The organism is Chitinophaga sp., from assembly GCF_019236475.1.
Taxonomy (GTDB): domain Bacteria; phylum Bacteroidota; class Bacteroidia; order Chitinophagales; family Chitinophagaceae; genus Chitinophaga.
The window spans coordinates 254199-275835 of sequence record NZ_JAFAIX010000013.1; the positions used below are offsets into that span (position 1 = coordinate 254199).

Annotated in this window: 13 protein-coding genes and 1 tRNA gene; 4 read left to right on the forward strand and 10 right to left on the reverse strand. The window is 44.7% G+C overall.

The genetic code is table 11. The features are described 5' to 3' along the window. Positions 1-12: 12 nt before the first annotated feature. From JO154_RS23080 to JO154_RS23090, 3 genes are all read right to left on the reverse strand, one after another. The gene (locus JO154_RS23080) at positions 13-1833 is read right to left on the reverse strand and encodes a sodium:solute symporter family protein (RefSeq protein WP_291950322.1); all 1821 of its coding nucleotides are present in this window, start codon (positions 1831-1833) and stop codon (positions 13-15) included. Between the two features lie 70 nt (positions 1834-1903). Beyond that, positions 1904-3421, reverse strand: a complete 1518-nt coding sequence (locus tag JO154_RS23085) for a SusD/RagB family nutrient-binding outer membrane lipoprotein (RefSeq protein WP_291950324.1) — start codon at positions 3419-3421, stop codon at positions 1904-1906. A gap of 21 nt (positions 3422-3442) precedes the next feature. Next, entirely contained in the window at positions 3443-6571 is a 3129-nt protein-coding gene (locus JO154_RS23090; protein ID WP_291950327.1) for a SusC/RagA family TonB-linked outer membrane protein, read from the reverse strand. 343 nt (positions 6572-6914) lie between these two features. Here JO154_RS23090 and JO154_RS23095 point away from each other — a divergent pair, with 343 nt between their 5' ends. Further along, the gene (locus tag JO154_RS23095; protein ID WP_291950331.1) at positions 6915-7790 is read left to right on the forward strand and encodes an AraC family transcriptional regulator; all 876 of its coding nucleotides are present in this window, start codon (positions 6915-6917) and stop codon (positions 7788-7790) included. A gap of 476 nt (positions 7791-8266) precedes the next feature. On the opposite strand, the gene cmk is transcribed toward JO154_RS23095, so the two are convergent. From cmk to JO154_RS23120, 5 genes are all read right to left on the reverse strand, one after another. After that, positions 8267-8956 carry a (d)CMP kinase gene (cmk, locus tag JO154_RS23100; protein ID WP_291950334.1) on the reverse strand — a complete coding sequence of 230 codons (690 nt, stop codon included), beginning with the start codon at positions 8954-8956 and terminating at the stop codon, positions 8267-8269. 89 nt (positions 8957-9045) lie between these two features. Continuing rightward, positions 9046-10638: a T9SS type A sorting domain-containing protein gene (locus JO154_RS23105; protein ID WP_291950337.1), complete on the reverse strand. Its 1593-nt coding sequence runs from the start codon at positions 10636-10638 to the stop codon at positions 9046-9048. 22 nt (positions 10639-10660) lie between these two features. Further along, positions 10661-12442, reverse strand: a complete 1782-nt coding sequence (locus tag JO154_RS23110) for a hypothetical protein (RefSeq protein WP_291950340.1) — start codon at positions 12440-12442, stop codon at positions 10661-10663. Positions 12443-12521: 79 nt separating this feature from the next. Beyond that, positions 12522-14240: a hypothetical protein gene (locus tag JO154_RS23115; RefSeq protein ID WP_291950343.1), complete on the reverse strand. Its 1719-nt coding sequence runs from the start codon at positions 14238-14240 to the stop codon at positions 12522-12524. A 913-nt stretch (positions 14241-15153) separates the two neighbouring features. Continuing rightward, a complete protein-coding gene (locus JO154_RS23120) occupies positions 15154-17688 on the reverse strand; it encodes an ATP-dependent Clp protease ATP-binding subunit (RefSeq protein WP_291950345.1) in 2535 nt (844 codons plus the stop codon). A 302-nt stretch (positions 17689-17990) separates the two neighbouring features. Here JO154_RS23120 and JO154_RS23125 point away from each other — a divergent pair, with 302 nt between their 5' ends. Further along, entirely contained in the window at positions 17991-18365 is a 375-nt protein-coding gene (locus JO154_RS23125; RefSeq protein WP_291950348.1) for an STAS domain-containing protein, read from the forward strand. Between the two features lie 28 nt (positions 18366-18393). Further along, positions 18394-19302, forward strand: a complete 909-nt coding sequence (locus JO154_RS23130; RefSeq protein ID WP_291950351.1) for a ribonuclease Z — start codon at positions 18394-18396, stop codon at positions 19300-19302. A gap of 127 nt (positions 19303-19429) precedes the next feature. Here the strand turns inward: JO154_RS23130 and dapA are convergent, their stop codons facing one another. Next, positions 19430-20305 (reverse strand): 4-hydroxy-tetrahydrodipicolinate synthase, encoded by an 876-nt coding sequence (dapA, locus tag JO154_RS23135; RefSeq protein WP_291950354.1) that lies wholly within the window; start codon positions 20303-20305, stop codon positions 19430-19432. A 79-nt stretch (positions 20306-20384) separates the two neighbouring features. After that, positions 20385-21338 (reverse strand): acetyl-CoA carboxylase carboxyltransferase subunit alpha, encoded by a 954-nt coding sequence (locus JO154_RS23140; protein ID WP_291950357.1) that lies wholly within the window; start codon positions 21336-21338, stop codon positions 20385-20387. A 167-nt stretch (positions 21339-21505) separates the two neighbouring features. Between JO154_RS23140 and JO154_RS23145 the strand changes: the two genes are divergently transcribed. Continuing rightward, positions 21506-21579, forward strand: a tRNA-Asp gene (locus tag JO154_RS23145). The last annotated feature ends 58 nt before the right edge of the window (positions 21580-21637 follow it).

Consider the following 21637-nt stretch of genomic DNA (forward strand, 5'->3'; position numbering starts at 1 on the left):
ATTTATATCGCTTCATATTTTATTGAGGTTATCCCACCAGTATTTTTTCAGCAGGTAGAGCATGACTACCAGGATAGCACCTGTTACGTACATAGGCACTTTTTGTTCCAGTACCAGGTACATAGGTAATGCCATCAAGCACAACTGTGCAATGATACCTACCACTACATTGAACATGTCTCTGCCGAAATGCCGGTTGGATTCCAGGTCGGGATTTTCCGCCTGCATTTGTTGAAGTACCGGTTTCCAAAAGCCCCAAGGGCGTACGTTATAATAGAACTGTCCCAATGTTTTTGCATCCACCGGAGGAGTAGATAATGTTCCGGCTATGCAACCAATCAACGAAATCACTAATATCACTGGGAAATAGTACAGATTTAAGCCTGTAAAAATATAGGGACAAATAAGTGCCGCTGCGATACCGGACAACATACCCCAGAAGAAGCCGTAGCCGTTGAACCGCCACCAATACCATTTCAGGACATTGGCTGCTACATAGCCGCCCCATAATCCGGATACCAGCCATTGCAATACACTATTTACATCTTTCGCGAATACACCGATGACAATACTAATCACCACGATGAGTATACCTGCGAGATAGTTTACACTACTGATTTTCCTGTTACTGGCTTCAGGGTTAATATATTTTAGGTAGACATCATTCACTATATATGCCTGGGCTGCATTCAGCGTACCAGCGAAAGTACCGATGAAAGAGGCCAGCATACCGGCCACCAGCAATCCCATCACGCCTACAGGCGCAAAGCTGCTGATAGCAGCAGGTAATATTTTTTCAAAATCGATATGGTCGCCAGTTTTCAGATTGAGCTGTTTGTAGTAGATCAGTCCGAGTACTGCAAACCCGATTATCATGAGGTATCTTACAGGCATTAACACAATGGATACAAAGCCGCTCATTTTAGCTGCATCTTGTGGACTACGTGTACTGAGGATTTTCTGCATATCGTAGTTGGGCGCAGGGCCGGCAAGACTTACCAGCAGTCCTTTGAAGACCATCATCATGAAGAAGGCGCCAAACATCGTGTAGCCGTCACTGTTAATTTTTTCATTCACTTCCGGAATGATCCGACCCCAGTCCAGGTTGAGTTTCCAACCGAAGAAAGGATTCATCCAGCCTTCAGGGACGTCCAGTGCATGGACCGCAAGGGCTCTCATCGCAATAACCGCAATTATAATGGCGGCGGCAGTACGAATCACATATTGTACCGCGTCTGCCCAAACAATACTACTCATACCACCCAGAATACTATAGAACACTGCAAACAGTGCAAAAGCTACTCCGTATAAGTGAGGTACGTATTCCGGTTGAACGGTAAAAGGAATATAAGGGGCAATATTAGACCAAGGGATAAATATCTCCATAAACTTACCTAAGCCCACAAAGCCATAAGCCATGAATCCTAGGCAACTGATCAAAGCGAAAACCACTGTGATCGTATGAGAGAGCGCTGCATCTTTGCCGTTTCCAAAACGGGTGATGATCCATTCCGCACCGGTGCTAACATTAGAGCGTCTGAGCCAAGCACTGACAAACACCATCATGAATACCTGGTTGAAGATAGGCCACAGCCACGGGATCCAGATGCTCTTCATGCCGTATACGAAAGTCAGTGTCACCAGCCACATGGTACCTGAAATGTCGAACATATCCGCAGCATTGGAGAGTCCGAGCATGTACCATGGGAGCGACTTTCCACCCAACATATACGCCGTCTTATTTTGTTTTGCTTTTCTTCTTAAGAGTAGTCCTATCAGTACGATAATACCCAGGTAAATTCCGATAATGATCCAGTCAGTTAATTGCAGCATTCTTTTGGTTTTTGATCTTCACAAAATAACGCCAGGGGAAATTTTCCCCCGGCGTTGTTGTGAAAGTAATTTACTGTTTATCCCACCAAACACGGGTCATATATTCATCTTTACCCTGATTAGTTAAGGAAGACTGAATACCTTTCGGGTTGTTCACTTTTTCATTCAGAGGGTAGGTAAGTCTTCTTGGAATTTGGCTGTTGGTGATATTACCAGCGTAATTCGTTGGAGTCAGCACAGGATAACCAGTACGACGCCAGTTGGCATGAGACTCCCAGCCATTGAGGAAAGTAGCGATCCAATATTGAGTACCCAGCGCTTTCAACTGATCAGCAGCTACTGCTGGGAAAGGATTGGCAGCCAGGTAAGCTTGTGTCTGAGCATCGGTAATTACACCACCTGCACCATATGCCGCTTGCTGTTTCATAGAGTTGGTAACAGCTTGCGCATACAGGCCGGCAGCATCGCCGCTCATCCAACCTTTTACTACTATTTCAGACTGCATCAGTTGTACTTCAGCAGGCGTTAGGAGAAAAGTAGGAGCTGTTTGCTGCAAGATTACTTTGGTATTCAAAGTAGCGTAAGATTGCAGTTGATCGCCAGGGAAAGCAGCATTGAAAGCTGCCAGGTCCAGGCCATTTGGCAAGCCTTTCAGGTTAGCCAGGGTCGTGTCTCCACTAACGGTACTAACAAACACGCCTCTTCTTGGGTCGGCAGTGTTTACCAGTTGACTCAGGAAAGTTTTACTGATTTTGATTTTGGTATCTGCCAGTGTATAACTGTTAAAGGTATACGTAATTGGGTTGGACACCTCATTTCTTTCGGAAGTATGTTTGATCATACAAACATCGGTTGGATCGCTCATCACGCCACCAGCGATCGCTTTGGAAGCCCAGTCTTTCGCTTTCGCGATATCCTGTTTTTCCATACGCAGCGCCAGTTTCAGCATGAGGGAGTAAGCCAATTTTTTCCATTTATTCAGATCACCGTTGTACACGATATCTGCGGAGCCCAAAGCTGTTTTAGAAGCATCGAATGCCGCCGCCGCTTCAGATAATTCTTTCAGCATATCTGCATAGATATCTGACTGTTTATCATAGTTAGGCGTCACATTACCTGTGATATAACCTTTACCTGCATCGAAGTAAGGTACATCGCCGTATGCATCTGTCAGGCGTTGGAAGACAAGCACTTTCCAGATTCTAGCCGCACTCAACAAGTTGATTTGTGCAGGGTCTTTCTTCACGTTTTCGATCAACTGCACCGCATTGTTGATGATCAGCATATAGGAATCATCCTGCAGGTTACCAGCGTTATCGCTCTTCAGGTATTTGTCTCCTTCACCGCCATCTATTGTTTCTGTGGAAGACAACTGCTGCATCGCCATCATGTCGAAGCTCAGGTTTGTTCGGCGGATGGTACCACGGCCCAACGTAGCGGTAGCCAGTTCCACATTGCTCAACATAGTAGCAGGAGGAATAGCCGTAGTGCTATTCGGGTTTTTATTGACGTTTTCCAGGTCTTTCGTACAGCTCGCAGAAAGCAGCATGAGGGAAGCACCGATATATACCAGATATTTTCTTTTCATAAATTTTCTCTTTAACTGTAATTAGAATTTAACACCCAGGTTCAAACCGAAGCTTCTAACAGCAGGCAGACCCAGCATTTCAAAGCCTTGACCACTACCAGTAGTATAAGCAGACTCAGGGTCTACCACTGGTACTTTCTTATAAAGCGTAAGGAGATTTCTTGCCACGAAAGACAGCGTTACAGACTGGAATGCAGAGCCTTTGATATAGCGCTGAGGCAGTGAGTAGCCCAGTACAATCTGGCGGAGTTTTATGAAAGATGCATCGTACACAAACTGTTCAGTGATGTTGTTAGCGATGAATTTGTAATAATCTTCCGCTGCTACTTTCACTGTATTTGCTTTACCGTCAGCAGTTACACCGTTACCGATGATACCGCCGTCACGTCCAGGCAATGTTTCTTTGCTCAGACCTTGGTACCAAGCCAGGTTTGTAGTACCGGAGAACATTTTACCACCGAATTTAGCATCCAGCAGGAAGTCCAGGTTCCATTGACCATAAGTGAAGGAGTTGCTGAAGCCCATTGTCAGCGGAGCAATACCGTTGCCCAATTTCTGGATAGCGCCTACTACTGGTAAACCTTTATCATCGTATACAATGCGTCCTTGTGCATCGCGGGTGTAGGTAGTACCTTCCAGGATGCCATATGGCTGTCCTACTTGTGCGTAAGTATAGGAAGGTACACCACCGTCGCCCCAGAGGCCGGAGCGGTTCTGTGCCAGCACCATAGATGTTTTACCATCGATCAGCGCTTTTACGTTGCTTTTGTTGTAACCTAGGTTGTAGCTAGTCTGCCATTGGAATTTATCTTTACGTATAGGCGTTCCTGTTAATAACAGTTCCACACCTTTATTACTGATAGCAGCAGCATTTCTGAATGTATTAGAATAACCGGAAGTAGTAGAAACAGGTGAATTCAGGATCGCATCTGTTACCTGGCGGTTGTACACAGCCAGGTCCATACCTAAGCGGCCATTGAGGAAGCGTGCTTCGATACCACCTTCATAAGTAGTAGTTACCTGCGGGTGCAGTTTTGCATTTGGTACAGTAGAGCTACCGATAGTACCCAAAGGAACACCATTGATAGAGTTATTGAAACCGAAAGGCAGGTTCAACTGATAAGCAGAGATATCCACATCGCTACCGGTTTGTGCCCATGAACCTCTTACTTTCGCGAAGCTCACCCATGAAGGCAGGGTAACCGCATCGGAGAGCACGAAGCTAGCGCCCACAGAAGGATAGAAGATATTGTTATTAGCTGGGTCCAGTGTAGAGAACCAGTCGTTACGACCAGTAACAGTCAGATAGAGATAGTTGTGGAAACCAATTTCCGCAGAACCGAAGGCAGAGTTGATCTGTGTTTCGCTCAGGTTATAACCACCATTTTTGGTAGTAGTGTTACCGATAGCGTAGAAACCAGGAACGATAAATTTATCACCGCTAGAAGATACGCTGGTATATTTACGTTTCATGGTATTACCACCTACGAAAGCGTTCAGGGACCATGTTTTACCATAGTTATGGTTGTATCCCACCATTGCTTGACCGTTGAATTCACCACGGTAAACAGTAGACTGGCTAATAGAACCACCAGGATAGAAACCTACGCCAGAAGGCCATACACCAAAGCTATTGCGATAGGTGAAGTCGGTACCGGTGAGTACGCGAGCGTAGAGGTGTTCGGTGATATCGTATTTCAGGTCCGCAGAACCGATGAAGCGATCGTCTTTGTTACCAGAAGGTGTTTCGTACGCAACGAAGTAAGGGTTTGCCCAATAGTTGTTGGTAGTCCATAGGTTTTCGCCACCGCTAGCGTTGCGGGTAGTTTGCCAATCGCGGATATCGTAGTTAGTAGGCATGAGGAAAGCAGCAACTGCAGCGTTGGAGGTATAGTCGTTCAACTGAGGTCTGTTTTTCGCCTTTTCGCGGATATACTGTGCGTTGATAGTAGCGGTGAGGTTTTTACCCAGTTTTGCGTTGGTATTGAGGGTAAAGTTATTTCTGTGCAGGCCGGAGTTAGGCATGATATCCTTGTTGTCCATGTCTGCGAAGGAGAAGCGGAAGTTTACGATTTCGTTACCGCCAGTGAGTGCCACAGAGTTGGTGAAGGTGCTACCATCTTTGTAGAAATGTTTCACATTATTTTTTCTAGCGGAGTATGGACGAGAGACGCCATCGCCTTGGATCACAGCCGAACCATCGAGTTTAGCGCCCCAGCTACCACGGCCATCAGCCAATGCTTCTGCAGCAGTGGTAGGTTTATTACCACCAGTACCGATACCGTATACATATTGGTAATCTTTAGCTGTATAGTCGATTGCACTTTCCATGCTGTAAGTGCTATTCACTTCCACGCCGATACCTTTACGAGCGGTTCCTTTTTTGGTAGTGATTACGATCACACCGTTGGAAGCTCTTGCACCGTAGAGGGCAGCAGCGGTATTACCTTTCAGCACGTTGATAGTTTCGATATCATCTGGGTTGATGGAAGAGATACCATCACCGGCATCGGCGCCACCGTACATGTTATCAATGCTACCTCTGTTTTCAGTGCGCATAGGCACACCGTCGATTACGTAGAGCGGTTGGCCGGAGCCGAAGTCGCCACCACGCATGATTACACGGCTAGAACCGCCGGTACCGGTAACAGGTTTAACGATGTTTACCCCTGCTACTTTACCTTGGAGGCCCCACATGACGTTTGTTTCGCGGGCTTTGGTCATGGATTCGCCTTTCACTTGGGTGATGGCATAACCCAGCACTTTGTTTTCCTTTTTAATACCCATAGCGGTTACCACCACATCACTGAGTTGGGTGAGTTGTTCGTGGAGTTTTACGTCCAGGTTGGTTTGGCCGGCTGCGGGCACTTGTTTTGTTTCATAACCGATGAGGGAAAAGATCAGCGTAGCGTTTGCCGGGGCATTCACTTTGAATTTACCGTCTGGGCTGGTGGTTACACCATTCACAGCGCCTTTAATGCTAACGGAAACGCCTGGAAGCGGTTCGTTCTTTTCATTGGTCACTGTGCCGCTTAGCTGCACCTGTTGCGCCATTGCGACGCTGGAGAAAGACAGCAGCAGCACTAAGAAGAGGCCTGCTTGCCGTATTTTCCTGAACAATACTGAAGGGATACTGTGCTGTAATTGCATAGCGTAATGTTTAATGGAATTGAAAATTTTAGTCTGTCAGCGACTTGATTGTTGTGTTGATAATTTTTGTTCCGGCAGCTATTTCGGTTGGCCTTCATAACGTTGGTTACTGTCTCAGAACATTGAATCAAAAGTATTTTATTAAACAACTCAACTGTGATACTTTTTTATCCTAAGTTTTACAAAACTAGCAACGATTACTTCGTGTCTCCTTAAAACTATCTAGCAAAACGCCTAATAATGCTTAATTAATTCCATTTTTATCTATAATAACATACAACTATTATCATAATACTTTTAATACCAAATTGTACTATATTTATATCATCAGACATGAACAAATATGCGCAAGACACAGGCATACAAAGAGATCACACCCTTAACAGAACATGATTGTTTCATGATTTTCAGCAGGGTAAAAAGCAATTTTAACTTCCCATTGCACTACCATGAGGAGTATGAATTAAACTTCATTATGAATGCGGCTGGTGCACGGAGAATTGTGGGAGATCATGTGGAAGACATCGACGACCTGGAATTGGTGCTGGTAGCGCCAAGTGTGGAGCATGTATGGTTAGATCATCATTGTAAGAGTAAAAAAATTACGGAAGTAACTATACAATTTCATGCGCAGTTATTGGATGCGAAGTTGTTGCGGCGTAATCAACTGAGCTTTATTCGGTCCTTATTTGAGAATGCCAGCAAGGGTATTTCTTTTTCCAGGGAAACGATTATGGCTGTCAAACCTAGGCTGCTGGCGTTACCGCATAAAACGGGATTTGACTCAGTATTGGAATTATTATCTATTCTGCATGACCTTTCTATTTCCCGGAATATTCGCGTACTCAGCAGTGCGCCCGCGGAGTCATTGAATACGTATAATAGTCGCCGTATAGAGAAGGCGTTCGAATACATGCAACAGCATTTCGACAAGGACATTGGCTTAAACGAATTGGCCAAGCATGTAAATATGACGCCGGTCTCGTTGAGTCGTTTTATTAAAAAGCGGACGGGGAAGACATTCATCGACAGTTTGAATGAGATTCGGATAGGGCATGCATCGCGGATGTTGATAGATACGACGCATTCGGTATCGGAGATTTGTTATCAGTGTGGGTTTATGAATCTCTCCAATTTCAATCGGATATTTAAGAAGAAAAAAGGCAGTACGCCATCAGAGTTCCGGAAGAATTTTGCTGGCACCCGTACTTTCATTTAGATAGGTGTTAAAAAGGCGAAAGGGCGAAAGAATTCGCCCCTTCTTCCTATTAACCGAATACACCTACTGAAAATATGGGACACATCACATGCAAAGCATGCTATCCCACATTAAGTTGACTCGCCGGAACGCATAGCTATTCCGGTATTTGTATACATAAAAAAATACCTGTAGTAAACGATTAATAGCAAAGTGTTGGGATACAGCGAATAAGACGTTTCTCGGACGATATTCCTAATGGGAATACACGATCATTTCACAAAAACCAGTATATAGGTCTTATGCAGTTAGTCGGGGTCTAACACGGCTGTTCATTTACACAAACGACTTCCCTGTTCCTTGCAATTGCTTTTCAGGAAGGATAAGGTTTAGAGAGGAAATTCTTCAGGATTAGGAAAATTATTGGGATCAGCACGTCAGCTTTGGAAGTGCTATCGCAAATGTATAAAAGGATTTTAATAATATAAAATATTATTTTATGAGGAGTGCGCCAGGGTAGCATCCTCTACCCATTGCATCACCAGTTCTAGCTGGTCTTCCAAGTTTAAATGGCTGTTATCCAGGATGATAGCATCTTCTGCTTTACGAAGTGGGCTAATTTCGCGGTTGGCGTCTATATAGTCTCTTAATTCGAGGTTTGCTTTCACCTCTTCGATGGTAATATTTCTATTTTTCGCGTATAATTCTTTGAATCGGCGTTCTACGCGGATGGTGATATCTGCGGTCATGAAGATTTTCAGTTCTGCATGGGGGAATACCACTGTACCAATATCGCGGCCATCCATCACAATACCTTTACGGGCACCCATTTTCACTTGTTGCGCTACGGCAAACTCGCGTACTTCCTTAACGGCAGCCACTTCACTTACTTTTTCCGCCACCAGCATTTCCCGGATCATATGTTCTACATTTTCCTCATTCAGGTACATATCTGACATACCGGTGAGGGAATTAGGCACGAATTCCAGGTGGATATCTTTCAGGGCGGCTACTACTGCTGAGGTAGTAGTCCAGTCTATCCGATTTTGAAGAAAATACAAAGTAATAGCACGATACATAGCACCGCTGTCGATGTACACATAGTCCAGTTTTCTGGCCAGTTGTTTTGCGAGCGTGCTTTTGCCACATGAAGAGTAGCCATCTATCGTGATGATTATTTTTTTCAAAGTCGTCAGGTTTTGTTTTGCTTATGCCTATACGGAAAGGACCCTACAAAATTGACGCAATTCTTTGAAAAAAGCAAATCTGTAGCCGATTATGGTAATACGATCACTTTTGTGGTGTACACCTTCTTATTCGTGTCCTTGTTGATCAGCACCAGGTAGTATACGCCGGAAGGCATATGCGTGAACTGGATATCCGCGTCTTTCTTGACAGTGTACTGGCGCATCACCTGACCCCATGTGTCGATCAGTTGCAGGAACATGTCATCTTTCGTACCGCGGATCTTCACGTGGAAGTTACCATGGTTCGGGTTCGGATATACCTGTACGCTGAATACTGGCGGCACCATCCGGATTTCGGAATAAGTAATTGTACCATCTTTCGCTACGGCTTTTATGCGATAATAGGTATTATCGTCGTAGTCGTTAGGATCGTTGAGGGTATATGAGAGCGGCGAAGTGCTATTGCCGTTAACTGCTTTTGAAGGCACCACTGCGATGGTGGAGAAGGCCTCGTCTTTTTCGTATCTGCGTTCCACTTCAAACTGCAGATTATTGATTTCCTTGGAGGTGGTCCAGTCGAGCTTCACCATGCCAGGGTTCGTACGATAAGCGTCAAACACTAGGAATACAGCCGGGTCCATCCTGACATTCAGGATAGTTTTGGAGAAAAAGGTGTTTTGGCCTAAGTCGATGAATTCGCGCATATGCATGGTAGCTGATTGCAGCATTACAGTCGTGCTGAGTGTACCAGGCAATGGCTTAAATGGTGTATTAGCCAGTTTATCCCATCCGGTGATACCGAAACGGGAGATATAGCTGCTGTCGCGTTTTAGTTTATAAGCAGGTAGTTCTGTATTATCCGCGTGTTGGAGGATAACGGTAGCTTTACCACCGGTATTATCCATACGTTGGATGTTCCAGGTTTTATTCACGAAAGTATCGCGGAAAGCGGTACCACCGATTGCCATGGTATACACGCTATCGAATGCCCTCATGCCGAAATTATCGGTAGCGCCGCCGTCTAGGAGGACTGCGCCGGGGGAATAGGAGACATCATCTGCACCAATTGGAAAGACTACTTTATTCGCAGCGGAGTTAATGCCGTTTCTATAGAGATAGCCACCCGCGAAGGTATTGCCAGTCACTACGTAGCGTAGATCGCTGTAACCGGTAATGCTACCGGGACCGTTCTCTCCTACTACGAGGTTCCAGCCATTGAGATATATTTTACCACTGGTAAAGTGCAGGGTCCCTCTTATTTTGAGATCGCTGAGGTCATCTAGGATAACGCCTTTTCCGTTATTGACTTCCATATTGGGGAAGCTGGTTCCCTGGCGGCCAATAGCGCTATAGTTACCGAAGATGGATTGTTGTCCTACATCACCTAATATAGGGTTGAGGGAGGAGAAGAGGAAGTTTCCTCCTACGCCGGATTTACCGTCGGCGCTTTCGTCTGGGAGGCTGGCGTTGAGACCATTTACCCAGCGTTTGCCGAGGATGTATAGTGTACTACCGGGATTAGAACCGAGAATTCCTTCATTTGTCACACTGCTGAAAATGCCTATCTGGGTGTTGTTGTACAACCAGACAGTGCTCCCCATTGGGATGTATACACCCTGCTGGGCAGAAAGCCATGGGGTGAAGTTGAGCAGCAAAAACAGTATGAGTAAAAGTTTTCTCATGTAATCCCGTAAGAAAAGTTTATTAAAAAGTCACGATCCACCATCTGGTACCATCAGACTGAATGGTTGCTGAAGCACCTTGTTTTGCAGCTCCATTATTGATAGTCACGTTGGCATTCAGTGCATTTATATCGATTTGCTGTCCAGTGGCTGGTGCAAGAACAAATGAGTTACCATTTGTTCCTTGTTTGATCACATAAACACGTCCTTTGTTGGATGCACTCGCTGCCGGAACAGTTATAGTAAGGTTATTAGCTGTTAGGATCAGCGTATGATCATTAGCCGCCAGGGTCGTAGACACCGCTGTAGATCGGATATTTGTAGAGAAAGAACCATTTACAGACAGGTTAGCTGTTGGTGTATTGGTATCGATACCTACCCCACCACCATTTGCATTATCTCTCATAAAGATGCGATAATCAGCCACATTGGATTCCACGAAATTCAGACCACCACCGAGCGAGTTCCAATGATATTTAATAGTACCGGTTGAATCTTCGAAAGCCATGATATCATTACCATTTGCACGGATAATGAATGGATGGGCATTATATGCTTTAGCACCATTAAATAACACAGTACTGTAGTTACTGTAACCATTATTCCCTTTGGTACCGCGGAACAATTCTTTGTTGAAATATTTCACCACCATATCTATATCGGTGGAAGTACCGAGGTAGTTGGCAGTAGTAGCATTGCTGTTACCGTTCATAGACCAACCTGCAACAGCCGCATTATCTTGCACAATTACATCGCCGTTAGCGTTTACAGATAATACTTTGGTAGAAGCAGCAGCAGGCGTAGCAGCACCAAGGCCGTTGAGGCGAAGTCCTGATACACTGGTACCGGCGGTAGCAGGTGTTATTTCCAGGGTATTGTTCGGCGTATTGTTGCCAATACCTAGGCGAACATTGGTAGCGTCCCAGAAGAATTTAGCGTTATTTTCAGCCAGGGTTTTAGTGCCACTAATGAAGGGCACGGAGCCGGCAGTATATTTCGTAAGAATTAGATCTCCAGCGCTAGTGATATTTCCAGAGGCATTGAGCACGCTGGTAGACACAGTTTGCGTGGTAACGATATCTGCAGTAGAGTTGATCGGTGCAGACGTTTTCATTAATCCGCTGAAGGTAGCAGGACCTGAGATATTGATAGCGGCAGCTTGTGGCGTACCGGTAGTATTGTTCAGAATAGTAGTATTGCTTTGCGGTTTCCATTTACCGCCAACCAGTCTTAGCAGGTCTCCTTCTACGGGAAGAGTAGAGTAATCGAGTTGAATATTATTAAGGGCGTTAGCATTCCACAATGGGCTCGCATTATTCGCGGTGATCGTCCAGGTGCGATCATCATTCAGGTTCTGGGCTGCGATATCAATGGAGAGTGCAGTATTTCCAGAGTTGAAAGTGAGTGTGCGGGTGAGCGGAGTATAGAAGCTTGCGTAGTCTGCAGCTACAGGCATTACATTTCCGGTACGTGTATTAAAGGATTGAACGGCAGTGATATTACCGAGGTCCACTACTCGTTTCCAGGTATTTCCTTTGCGCACGTAGAGGGATTTTTCCGTGGCATCATCCACGAAAACCATCATACCATCAGGTGCGGCGGCGAGTGTACCACTTCCGGAAAGCTGACTGAGCATAACGCGGCTCAGGAGAAGCCCCTGACTGTTACTATTCAGTTCAAGTAATGCGCTTTTGGTGATTTGGGTAGGATTGGTTCCCAGCTTCAATTGCTGAGCATACAGCTCGTTGCCGCATGTTAATAAAAGACCGACTGCACAAAGTTTCAGCATTCCATTCAGCTTCATACAACTTTTTTTATGTAATCAGGGGAGAGGATATAACGGTCATGCCGTATAGGCATGACCGTTGTGATGCATTACTGCATTATTTCTTAATGATGTACCAGGTATCTTTACCGTTAGATTGAACGGTAATGAAAGTCCAGTCATTGTAGATGGTGTAAGTAGAACCACCTTCGATATTATCGCCTGCACCAGCAAGTTTTACGGTGATATCGTTATCTATGTTACCGAAGAGAGCAGAAGCACCTTTTTTGATAACATAAGTACGGCCAGGACAAGTATTAGCCGCAGGCAGTGTAATATTAGTCTGAGCAGCAGACTTAACCACTACAGTATAATCTTGGTCAGTCAGGGTGTAAGAGCTGATTACTTCTTTGAAAGCCATCGCTACGGAACCTTGTACTTGGAGCGTAGAGGTAGCAGGAGTAGGAGTAGGAGTAGTAACACCAATTAAGGCTTTGTCTCTCACGGAAATAGCTGCATCGAAGTCTTTCTGACCACCGATAGTTTGTTGTCCATTGGTTACCAGACCACCTGCATTAGCTTTATCAGCATAAGGAATATTGACAGTTACTTTATTAGCATTCCCATCATATGCAATAGCTACGTTAGTGGTACCGTAGTGTGCAGTATCATAAGTAGGTGGAGTGAAAGCGCTAGCTGGTAAAGTTTTCTTTACTACTTTATTGGTAGCATCGAGGATCAGTACGCTATTATCAGCAGCATTCGTGCTGGTCAGTACACCCGGTAAGGTTACATCTTTTACGATGGTAGCGTTGCCAGAAGCGATCAGGTCACCATTTACAGTAGCGTTTTTAGTTACTGTGATGTTGTTGCTGAAGTTACCGTCGCCGTTGGTTACATCCAGACCAGATTGTGCAGTGATTTTATCCAGGAAAGATTTTTCACCCGCGAAAACCTGGTTACCGATAGAGATACCACCCGGATGTGTATCATCAGCAGCGGTCAGGGAGAGTCTTTTGCTACCAGGAACGCTTGTACTATCGATCGTGATACCACCTGCGCTAGGAAGATTACTGAAATTAGCTACAACGAGGTATTGAGAAGTTGAATTGAATTTTTGCCAGTCAGCCAGGGTCAGTAAACCTGCAGAAACAGTACCAGTACCATCTTGGTTAGGGATGTTCAGTTGCAGGTGACCAGCAGATGGCGCTACAAATTTGTAGGCAACACCGGTTGGAACTTCCAGGTTGAAGTCAGGCGTTTTATCGCCGTTGATACCGAAAGCATCCGTGAATGCGCTGGTACCGAATTGACGCCAAGAAACGATGCCAGTGGTAGGATCTAACATCATGCCTTTAGTAGCAGTTTGATCTTCCGCAATGTTCTTAATGGTAATACCATTAGAAACAGTTACTTTACCGTTATCGATATTGATACCTTCGATGTTGTTACCTTTCAGGACAAAAGGAACGTTGTTGGTAGAACCAATAAATGGACTTTTGGATGCATCCAATGCGTTACCCAGGATATCCCAGGATTGGCCACCTCTTCCCATAGGTACCCATTTGCCGAGATCACGAACGTACAGACCTTGTTCACCTGCTTTAGTCAGGTAGATGATCATACCATTTGGCGGGTTCAAGGTTGTCATTAAAGAAGTGTCCGCGATGCGAGGGAGTAATAGACCCTGTCTGTCAGATTCGAGCTCAAGGATCGCAGATTTGTCCACTTTTGTAGGGTTGGTACCTACTTTCAGCTGTGCATTAGCTTGAGATGCTACCATCGCAAGACCACCCAACAGCAAACCGCGGACTGCGAATTGTAAAGATTTAGTCATAGATATACGGATAAAATCGTTAATAAACAGTTTTAAATAGGGACATTGTCTTCTTGCTACATTCAGGTTCTTCTTGTGTTTTCCATGTTCACAAAAGGCTTCATAGAAAAACCAGGCATAGGACTACTCGACTATTCTTTAGGTGTTTTCAGTAAGGATCTTCCTTTTTAAATATTAATATTTTATAAGACAATAGTTAGTAAATACTATGGTTTTATATAATGCAAAAATATACTATCCATCAAGCGGGAAAAATGACATTATAATACCATTTTCCTGTTATTGAAACTTCAGCAAATATTTTCTGCGATTATTTCAAACTGGTATGCTCGTACGATCTCTATAAACAATGTACTGGCAAGCTCTTCGTCATATTACCATTAAATATCACGCGACAAATATAAATATATTTTTCTTTTAATATAAAATTTTTATATAGCATAAAGATGTTATGCGCAGAAATATTGGAAATATGAGAAATGAGGGGAGTAAAATTTCATGATATGTAATTAAGGGATTAAATATTTTTAGGTGATTTTGATAAGGAAACGGGAGGGACGTCTGCGACGTCCCTCCCGTTTCCTTATTTTTTTTGTTGGCCCTGCCCAGTGGGGCAGGGCCAACAGACAGGAGAGTTATGTCTATTCGTAATATTTTTTTGCTGAGGGGTGACAGGTACGAGCGTTTGTCTTTTCGTTGTTTTTTCTGCTGATGGGAAGATGCGACGGGTACGAGCGTTTCGTCTTACCGCTGTTTTGAGCCGATGGAAGGCACTACGGGCAGGAGTGTTTTGTCTTATCGCTGTTTTGGGCCGATGGCCACAGGGAGGAGAGCTTTGTTGGCATTGCGTTTTGGGCAAAAAAAAGTGGTCTCTACTGAGTAGAGACCACTTTTCGTTTATTCAAAAGAGTTATTACGCTTCTGATTTTTCTGATTTGCTTTTGCTGGAGTTATTTTTCAGGGTAAAAACCAGTTTTTGGTTTTCCTTGTCCAGGTCAGCAACCAGGATATCGCCATCATGAATATTCATGTTGAGGATTTCTTCTGCCAGTGGATCTTCCAGGTATTTCTGGATAGCTCTGTGCAGTGGGCGGGCGCCGAATTGTTGATCGTAGCCTTTATCTGCCAGGAATCCTTTGGCTTCTTCTGTCAGTTCCAGGCTGAAGCCCAGGCTGTTCAGACGTTTCAGCACACTCTGCATAGTGATATCGATGATGGTATAGATATGCTCTTTGGTGAGCTGGTTAAATATAATCACATCATCAATTCTATTCAGGAACTCAGGAGAGAAGGTACGTTTCAGTGCTTTTTCGATCACTGCTTTTGTGTTCTCTTCTTCGTTGGTAACGCGGGTAGAGGTGGTAAAACCTACACCTGCGCCGAAGTCTTTCAACTGGCGTGCGCCGATGTTGGAGGTCATGATGATGAGGGTATTTTTGAAGTCCACCTTACGACCGAGGCCATCAGTGAGGATACCATCATCCAGTACCTGCAGCAACAGGTTATAGATATCTGGATGCGCTTTTTCAATTTCATCCAGGAGGATTACGGAGTAAGGTTTACGGCGAACTTTTTCAGTCAACTGACCACCTTCTTCATAACCAACATATCCCGGAGGCGCACCGATTAAGCGGCTAACGGAGAATTTCTCCATGTATTCGCTCATATCTATACGGATCAGTGCATCATCTGAGTCGAACATATAGCGGGCCAGTGATTTGGCAAGCTCTGTTTTACCCACCCCGGTAGGGCCGAGGAAGATGAATGTACCGATTGGTTTTTTAGGATCTTTCAGACCGACGCGGTTACGCTGGATGGCTTTGGTGACTTTGCTGATCGCTTCGTCTTGGCCTACTACAGCGCCTTTGAGGTCTTCACCCATGCGGCGTAATTTATCGCTTTCTGCCTGTACCATCCTTTTCACAGGGATACCAGTCATCATGGATACTACTTCCGCGATAGCTTCTTCATCAATTGGGTAGCGTTTGTGCTTCACTTCTTCTTCCCACATTGCTTTAGCGCGTTCCAGGTCTTCACCTAGTTTCTTTTCAGTATCGCGCAGTGCAGCGGCTTCTTCGAAGCGTTGGCTTTTCACTACTTTATTTTTTTCCTGCTTGATATCTTCGATTTGTTTTTCGAGATCGAGGATATTTTGCGGAACATTGATGTTTTTCAGGTGTACGCGGGCGCCTACCTCATCCAGTACGTCGATTGCTTTATCTGGGAGGAGACGGTCCGTCATATAACGATCACTCAATTTAACGCATGCTTCGATAGCATCGTCTGTGTAGCTCACGTTATGATATTCTTCATAGCGTGGTTTTATGTTATTGAGGATCTGGATGGTTTCTTCCACGCTAGGTGGTTCTACCATTACCTTTTGGAAACGGCGATCAAGTGCACCATCTTTCTCGATGTACATGCGGTATTCATCGAGGGTAGAAGCGCCGATGCATTGGAGTTCACCTCTTGCGAGGGCAGGTTTAAAGATGTTAGAAGCATCCAGGGAACCGGAAGCTCCACCTGCGCCAACGATCGTATGAATTTCATCGATAAACAGGATAACGTCTCTGTTTTTTTCGAGTTCATTCATGATGGCTTTCATCCTTTCTTCGAACTGACCACGGTACTTGGTACCAGCAACCAGTGCAGCGAGGTCGAGGCTAACTACGCGTTTATCGAACAGCACGCGGGAAACCTTGCGCTGAACGATGCGGAGGGCGAGGCCTTCCACGATGGCAGTTTTACCCACACCAGGCTCGCCGATGAGGATAGGATTGTTCTTTTTACGACGGGAGAGAATCTGGGAAACGCGTTCAATTTCCTGTTCACGTCCTACAATCGGGTCTAAGCTTCCGCTTTCGGCCAGTTTGGTGATGTCTCTACCGAAGTTGTCCAGTACCGGGGTTTTGGACTTAGTGTTTGTCTGTTTGGCTTTGGAGGCATAGCTCTTTCTCTCATCTTCAAACTCTTCTTCACCCGGATCATCAAATTCTGCTTTCGGATCAGCAGATTTTACAAAGCCTAGTTCGTTTTTAAAAGTATCGTAGTCCACGTCGAATTGTTGTAAGATTTGTGTACAAACGTTTTCTTTATTCTTTAAGATAGACAGCATGAGGTGTTCCGTTTCCACGGTGGCGCTTTTGAGGGCTTTGGCCTCTAGCACGGTCACCCGGATAACTTTCTCTGCCTGTCTGGTCAGGGGCAAACTATTAATGTTTGGAATATTTTTCCCCGTCTTATCTTTCACGGCCAATTCTACTTCCTTGCGGAGTTCGTAGAGATCTACGTTCAGCGCCTGCAGAATCTTTATGGCCGTCCCTTCGCCTTCGCGAATTATACCTAACAGCAGGTGTTCAGTACCGATGAAATCATTTCCCAAGCGTAAAGCTTCCTCCCTGCTGAACGAAATGATCTCCTTAACTTGCGGTGAAAAATTCTGGTCCATTGTGAATAAATTAGATTAGAAAAACCCTTACGGGGGCATGCTTATACAATAATAACGAATAATTCTGATTTCCCTTGACAGCGTGTCTGCCAGATTGAAGTTATTCCTTTTTTACACTCTGGCATCTTACACTTTAATAGTAATATTTATTTTTGTGGTGAAACGGGTACGGGTCTTTTTAAAAATATCTACGAAGAAACAAATGTAATTGTTCGTTCTCTCCAGGGTATTTTTTCAGGTGGGTGCCCATTATTTAAGTCAGAAATTTGATCTTTACTAAAATATAAAACAATATCCAACGCATGAAATTCAAAATTGATACCAAAGAAAAAATAGTGGTTTTTTGTCCAGAAATCAATGCTTTGGATGCTAATTTGTCAGCCCCCTTTATCACAACAGCCACTACCCTTCCTGGATTAGACACCCGCAATCTCATACTGGATTTACATTTGCTAGAAACGGCCGACGACGCAGGGATAGAAGCCATTTTAGCAGTCTATTCACATATGTATGACAATAACCGTAGCTGTGCGATTACAGGCATTAACAGTACTTTAACACACCAGTTAAAATCAGCCGGACCTGATAATTTTAATCTGGCTCCTACTATGGCGGAAGCGATAGACCTGGTGATGATGGAAGAATTGGAGCGCGAATTATTGGATGGATTGGAATAAATTAGCCTCAGGCAAGTAAAAAGAAATAATGTTTGGTGTAACGATATTAGGAAATAACTCGGCCATCCCAACCCTGGATAGGCACCCAACGGCTCAGATTATTACCTGTAATGATCAGCTGCTGCTGATTGATTGCGGGGAAGGTACCCAATTGCAGATAGCGAAGTACCGGATCAAACGCGGAAAACTGCGTTATATATTCATCAGTCATTTGCATGGGGATCATTATTTTGGTCTGATAGGACTGTTGAATACATTGAACCTGATGGGCAGAGTGGATCCGCTCAGTATTTATGCTCCGCCGGAAATGGAACAGATTATTCAGTTGCAGATGGAATGTTCCGGAACAGCGCTTCGCTATGAAATTAATTTTGTACCGCTGATGCCGGGGTATAATGGGGTAATTTTGGAAGACAAGGATCTGACGGTAAGCTGTTTCCCCACACAGCACCGGATTTCCTGTTTTGGTTTTTCTGTAGAATTGCAGAAGAAAAAACGCAAACTCATTCCGGATCAGGCCAAGGCGTATGAAGTGCCATCGGCCTATTATGGCAAGTTACAGGATGGGGCCGACTATCTCCGGAAAGACGGAGTGTTGGTAAAAAATGATTGGGTGACCATTCCACCTGAGAAAGGTAAGCGATATGTTTATTGTGCCGACACGATTTACGATATCAACCTCCTCCCCTATTTGGAAGGTGCGGACCTGATCTATCATGAAACTACTTATTTACATGAACTGGAGACCAGGGCGGCAGAAAGATTCCATAGTACCACGGTACAGGCAGCCTCTTTGGCAGCAGCAGCTCATGCTAAGCGCCTGTTAATTGGACACTTCTCTTCCATGTATACAGAACTAGATCAATTTTTAGAGCAAACAAGGCCCGTATTTCCCAATACGGACATTGCTGAAGAGGGAGTGACCTTTTTGGTTTAAAACGGCAAATAAAGGCTTTAAAAGAAGCTTTATCATAAAAAAGGGAATGACGTCTGCGACGTCATTCCCTTTTTATCTTTTTCGTCGTTTCTGGCTAGCGGGCAGAAACGACAGGACTATTTTAAAATTAATATTTACTGAGATAATCTCCGATTTGCTGATAGATGCCATCTGTTACAGGCACTACTGGCAGGCGGAAATAGTTTTCCAGGATACCTTTATGGGCCAGGAAAGCCTTTATACCAGCAGGATTATTTTCACAGAACATCAGGTCGAAACCTTTCTGCATCTTGTTATTCAGGATGCGTGCACCTGGGTAATCGTTATTGAGGGCAGCGTTTACCATTGCGGAGAAATCCGTTGCAAAGTAGTTGGCTGCTACGGAAATAACACCATCCATGCCGCATGCCAGTTGAGCAAGGGCCAGGGCGTCGTCTCCGCTGACAACGATAAAGTCTTTTGGTTTATCGCGGAGGATCTGCATGCATTGGATCATATCGCCGGAAGCTTCCTTCATGGCTACGATATTCTCTACTTCGTGCGCCAGGCGCAGGGTTGTATCTGCCGTCATATTACGACCGGTACGACCAGGAACGTTATAAAGGATGATAGGCTTAGGAGAAGCTGCTGCGATTGTTTTATAATGCTGGTAGATACCTTCCTGAGTAGGTTTGCTGTAAAAAGGCGCCACGCTGAGGATAGCTGCTGCTTCATCCAGCTTTGTGGATTCCAGCAGTTTTACTACGTTCTTCGTGTTATAATCGCCGACACCCACCACTACAGGCACCCGCTTCGCTACTTTTTCAAAGGTGAACTTTATCAAATCCAGCTTTTCTTCTGAAGAAAGTGTTGGTGTTTCCCCTGTTGTACCGAGTGTTACAACGTAGTCCACTCCGCCTTCAATCACATAGTTGATCAGCTTTTCCAAAGCGATCCAGTCTATGCTTTCATCTGCTTTAAAGGGTGTAACCAAAGCTACCCCGGTGCCTCTTAATTGTTCCATGACTGTGTTTACGAAAAAACAAAATTAGAATTTCGGAGGCCGAAATTCTAATTTTTTATCGTGTTCTCTAAATTATTTTTTAATGCTCCTCGTAAAAGCCCATGCGGGAGAATTTGTCGATACGCTGTTCAATGCGGGTTTCTGGATCGATGTTCTTCAATTCAGCGAGCGCATCCTTGATACGTTTCTTCAGGATATCAGCCATTTCATCCGGGTTTACGTGGGCGCCGCCCAGTGGTTCGCGGATAACGCCGTCTACCAGGCCGAATTGGCTCATGTAGTCGGAAGTCAGTTTCAGTTCTTCGGCTGCTTTTTCTTTGAAGTTCCAGCTACGCCAGAGGATCGTAGAGCAGTTTTCGGGGGAGATAACAGTATACCAGCTATTTTCCAGCATGAGTACACGGTCGCCGATACCGATACCGAGGGCGCCACCAGAAGCACCTTCACCGATGATGATACAGATAACTGGTACGCGGAGTTTCACCATTTCGAAGAGGTTACGGGCGATAGCTTCCGCTTGGCCTCTTTCTTCCGCTTCCAGTCCAGGGTATGCACCGGGAGTGTCGATCAGGGTAACGATAGGTTTGTTGAACCTTTCCGCGAGTTTCATGAGGCGGAGGGCTTTACGATAACCTTCCGGATTGGCCATACCAAAGTTTCTGAGCTGTCTCATTTTGGTATTGACACCTTTCTGCTGACCGATAAACATTACTGTTTCGCCGTCCAGGTCTGCAAAGCCGCCTACCATGGCCTTATCGTCCTTCACATTCCGGTCGCCGTGCAGTTCCACAAAGTTGGAGCACATCTTTTCGATATACGCCAGAGTATAGGGCCTATCGGGATGACGACTGAGCTGCACTCTCTGCCAAGCGGTCAGATGATCGTAAATCTCCTGGCGGGTAGTTACGATCTTAGATTCATACTCCTTAACGGTAGCTGAAACATCTACACCTGACTTTTCACCATTCTCCTTCAACTTGGCCAGCTGCTCATATAAATTCTCGATAGGTTTTTCGAAATCCAGGAATTGCATAATTTGAATAAATTGGTTAAAGTACGGTGTAAAGATAGTGCTGAAAATTTTTTTTAAAAAAGATTTGCTAAAATGAAAACTTTGTTGCTATCTTTGCAATCCCAAAACGGAACAACACAACCAATTGGGAAACAGAAAGATAGCAAGTATCTTCACAAAATTCTAACGGATCGGTAGTTCAGTTGGTTAGAATGCCGCCCTGTCACGGCGGAGGTCGCGGGTTCGAGTCCCGTCCGGTCCGCAAAAAGCCACTTCTTTTAAAGAAGTGGCTTTTTCGTTTTTACAGCCTTTCTTTAAAA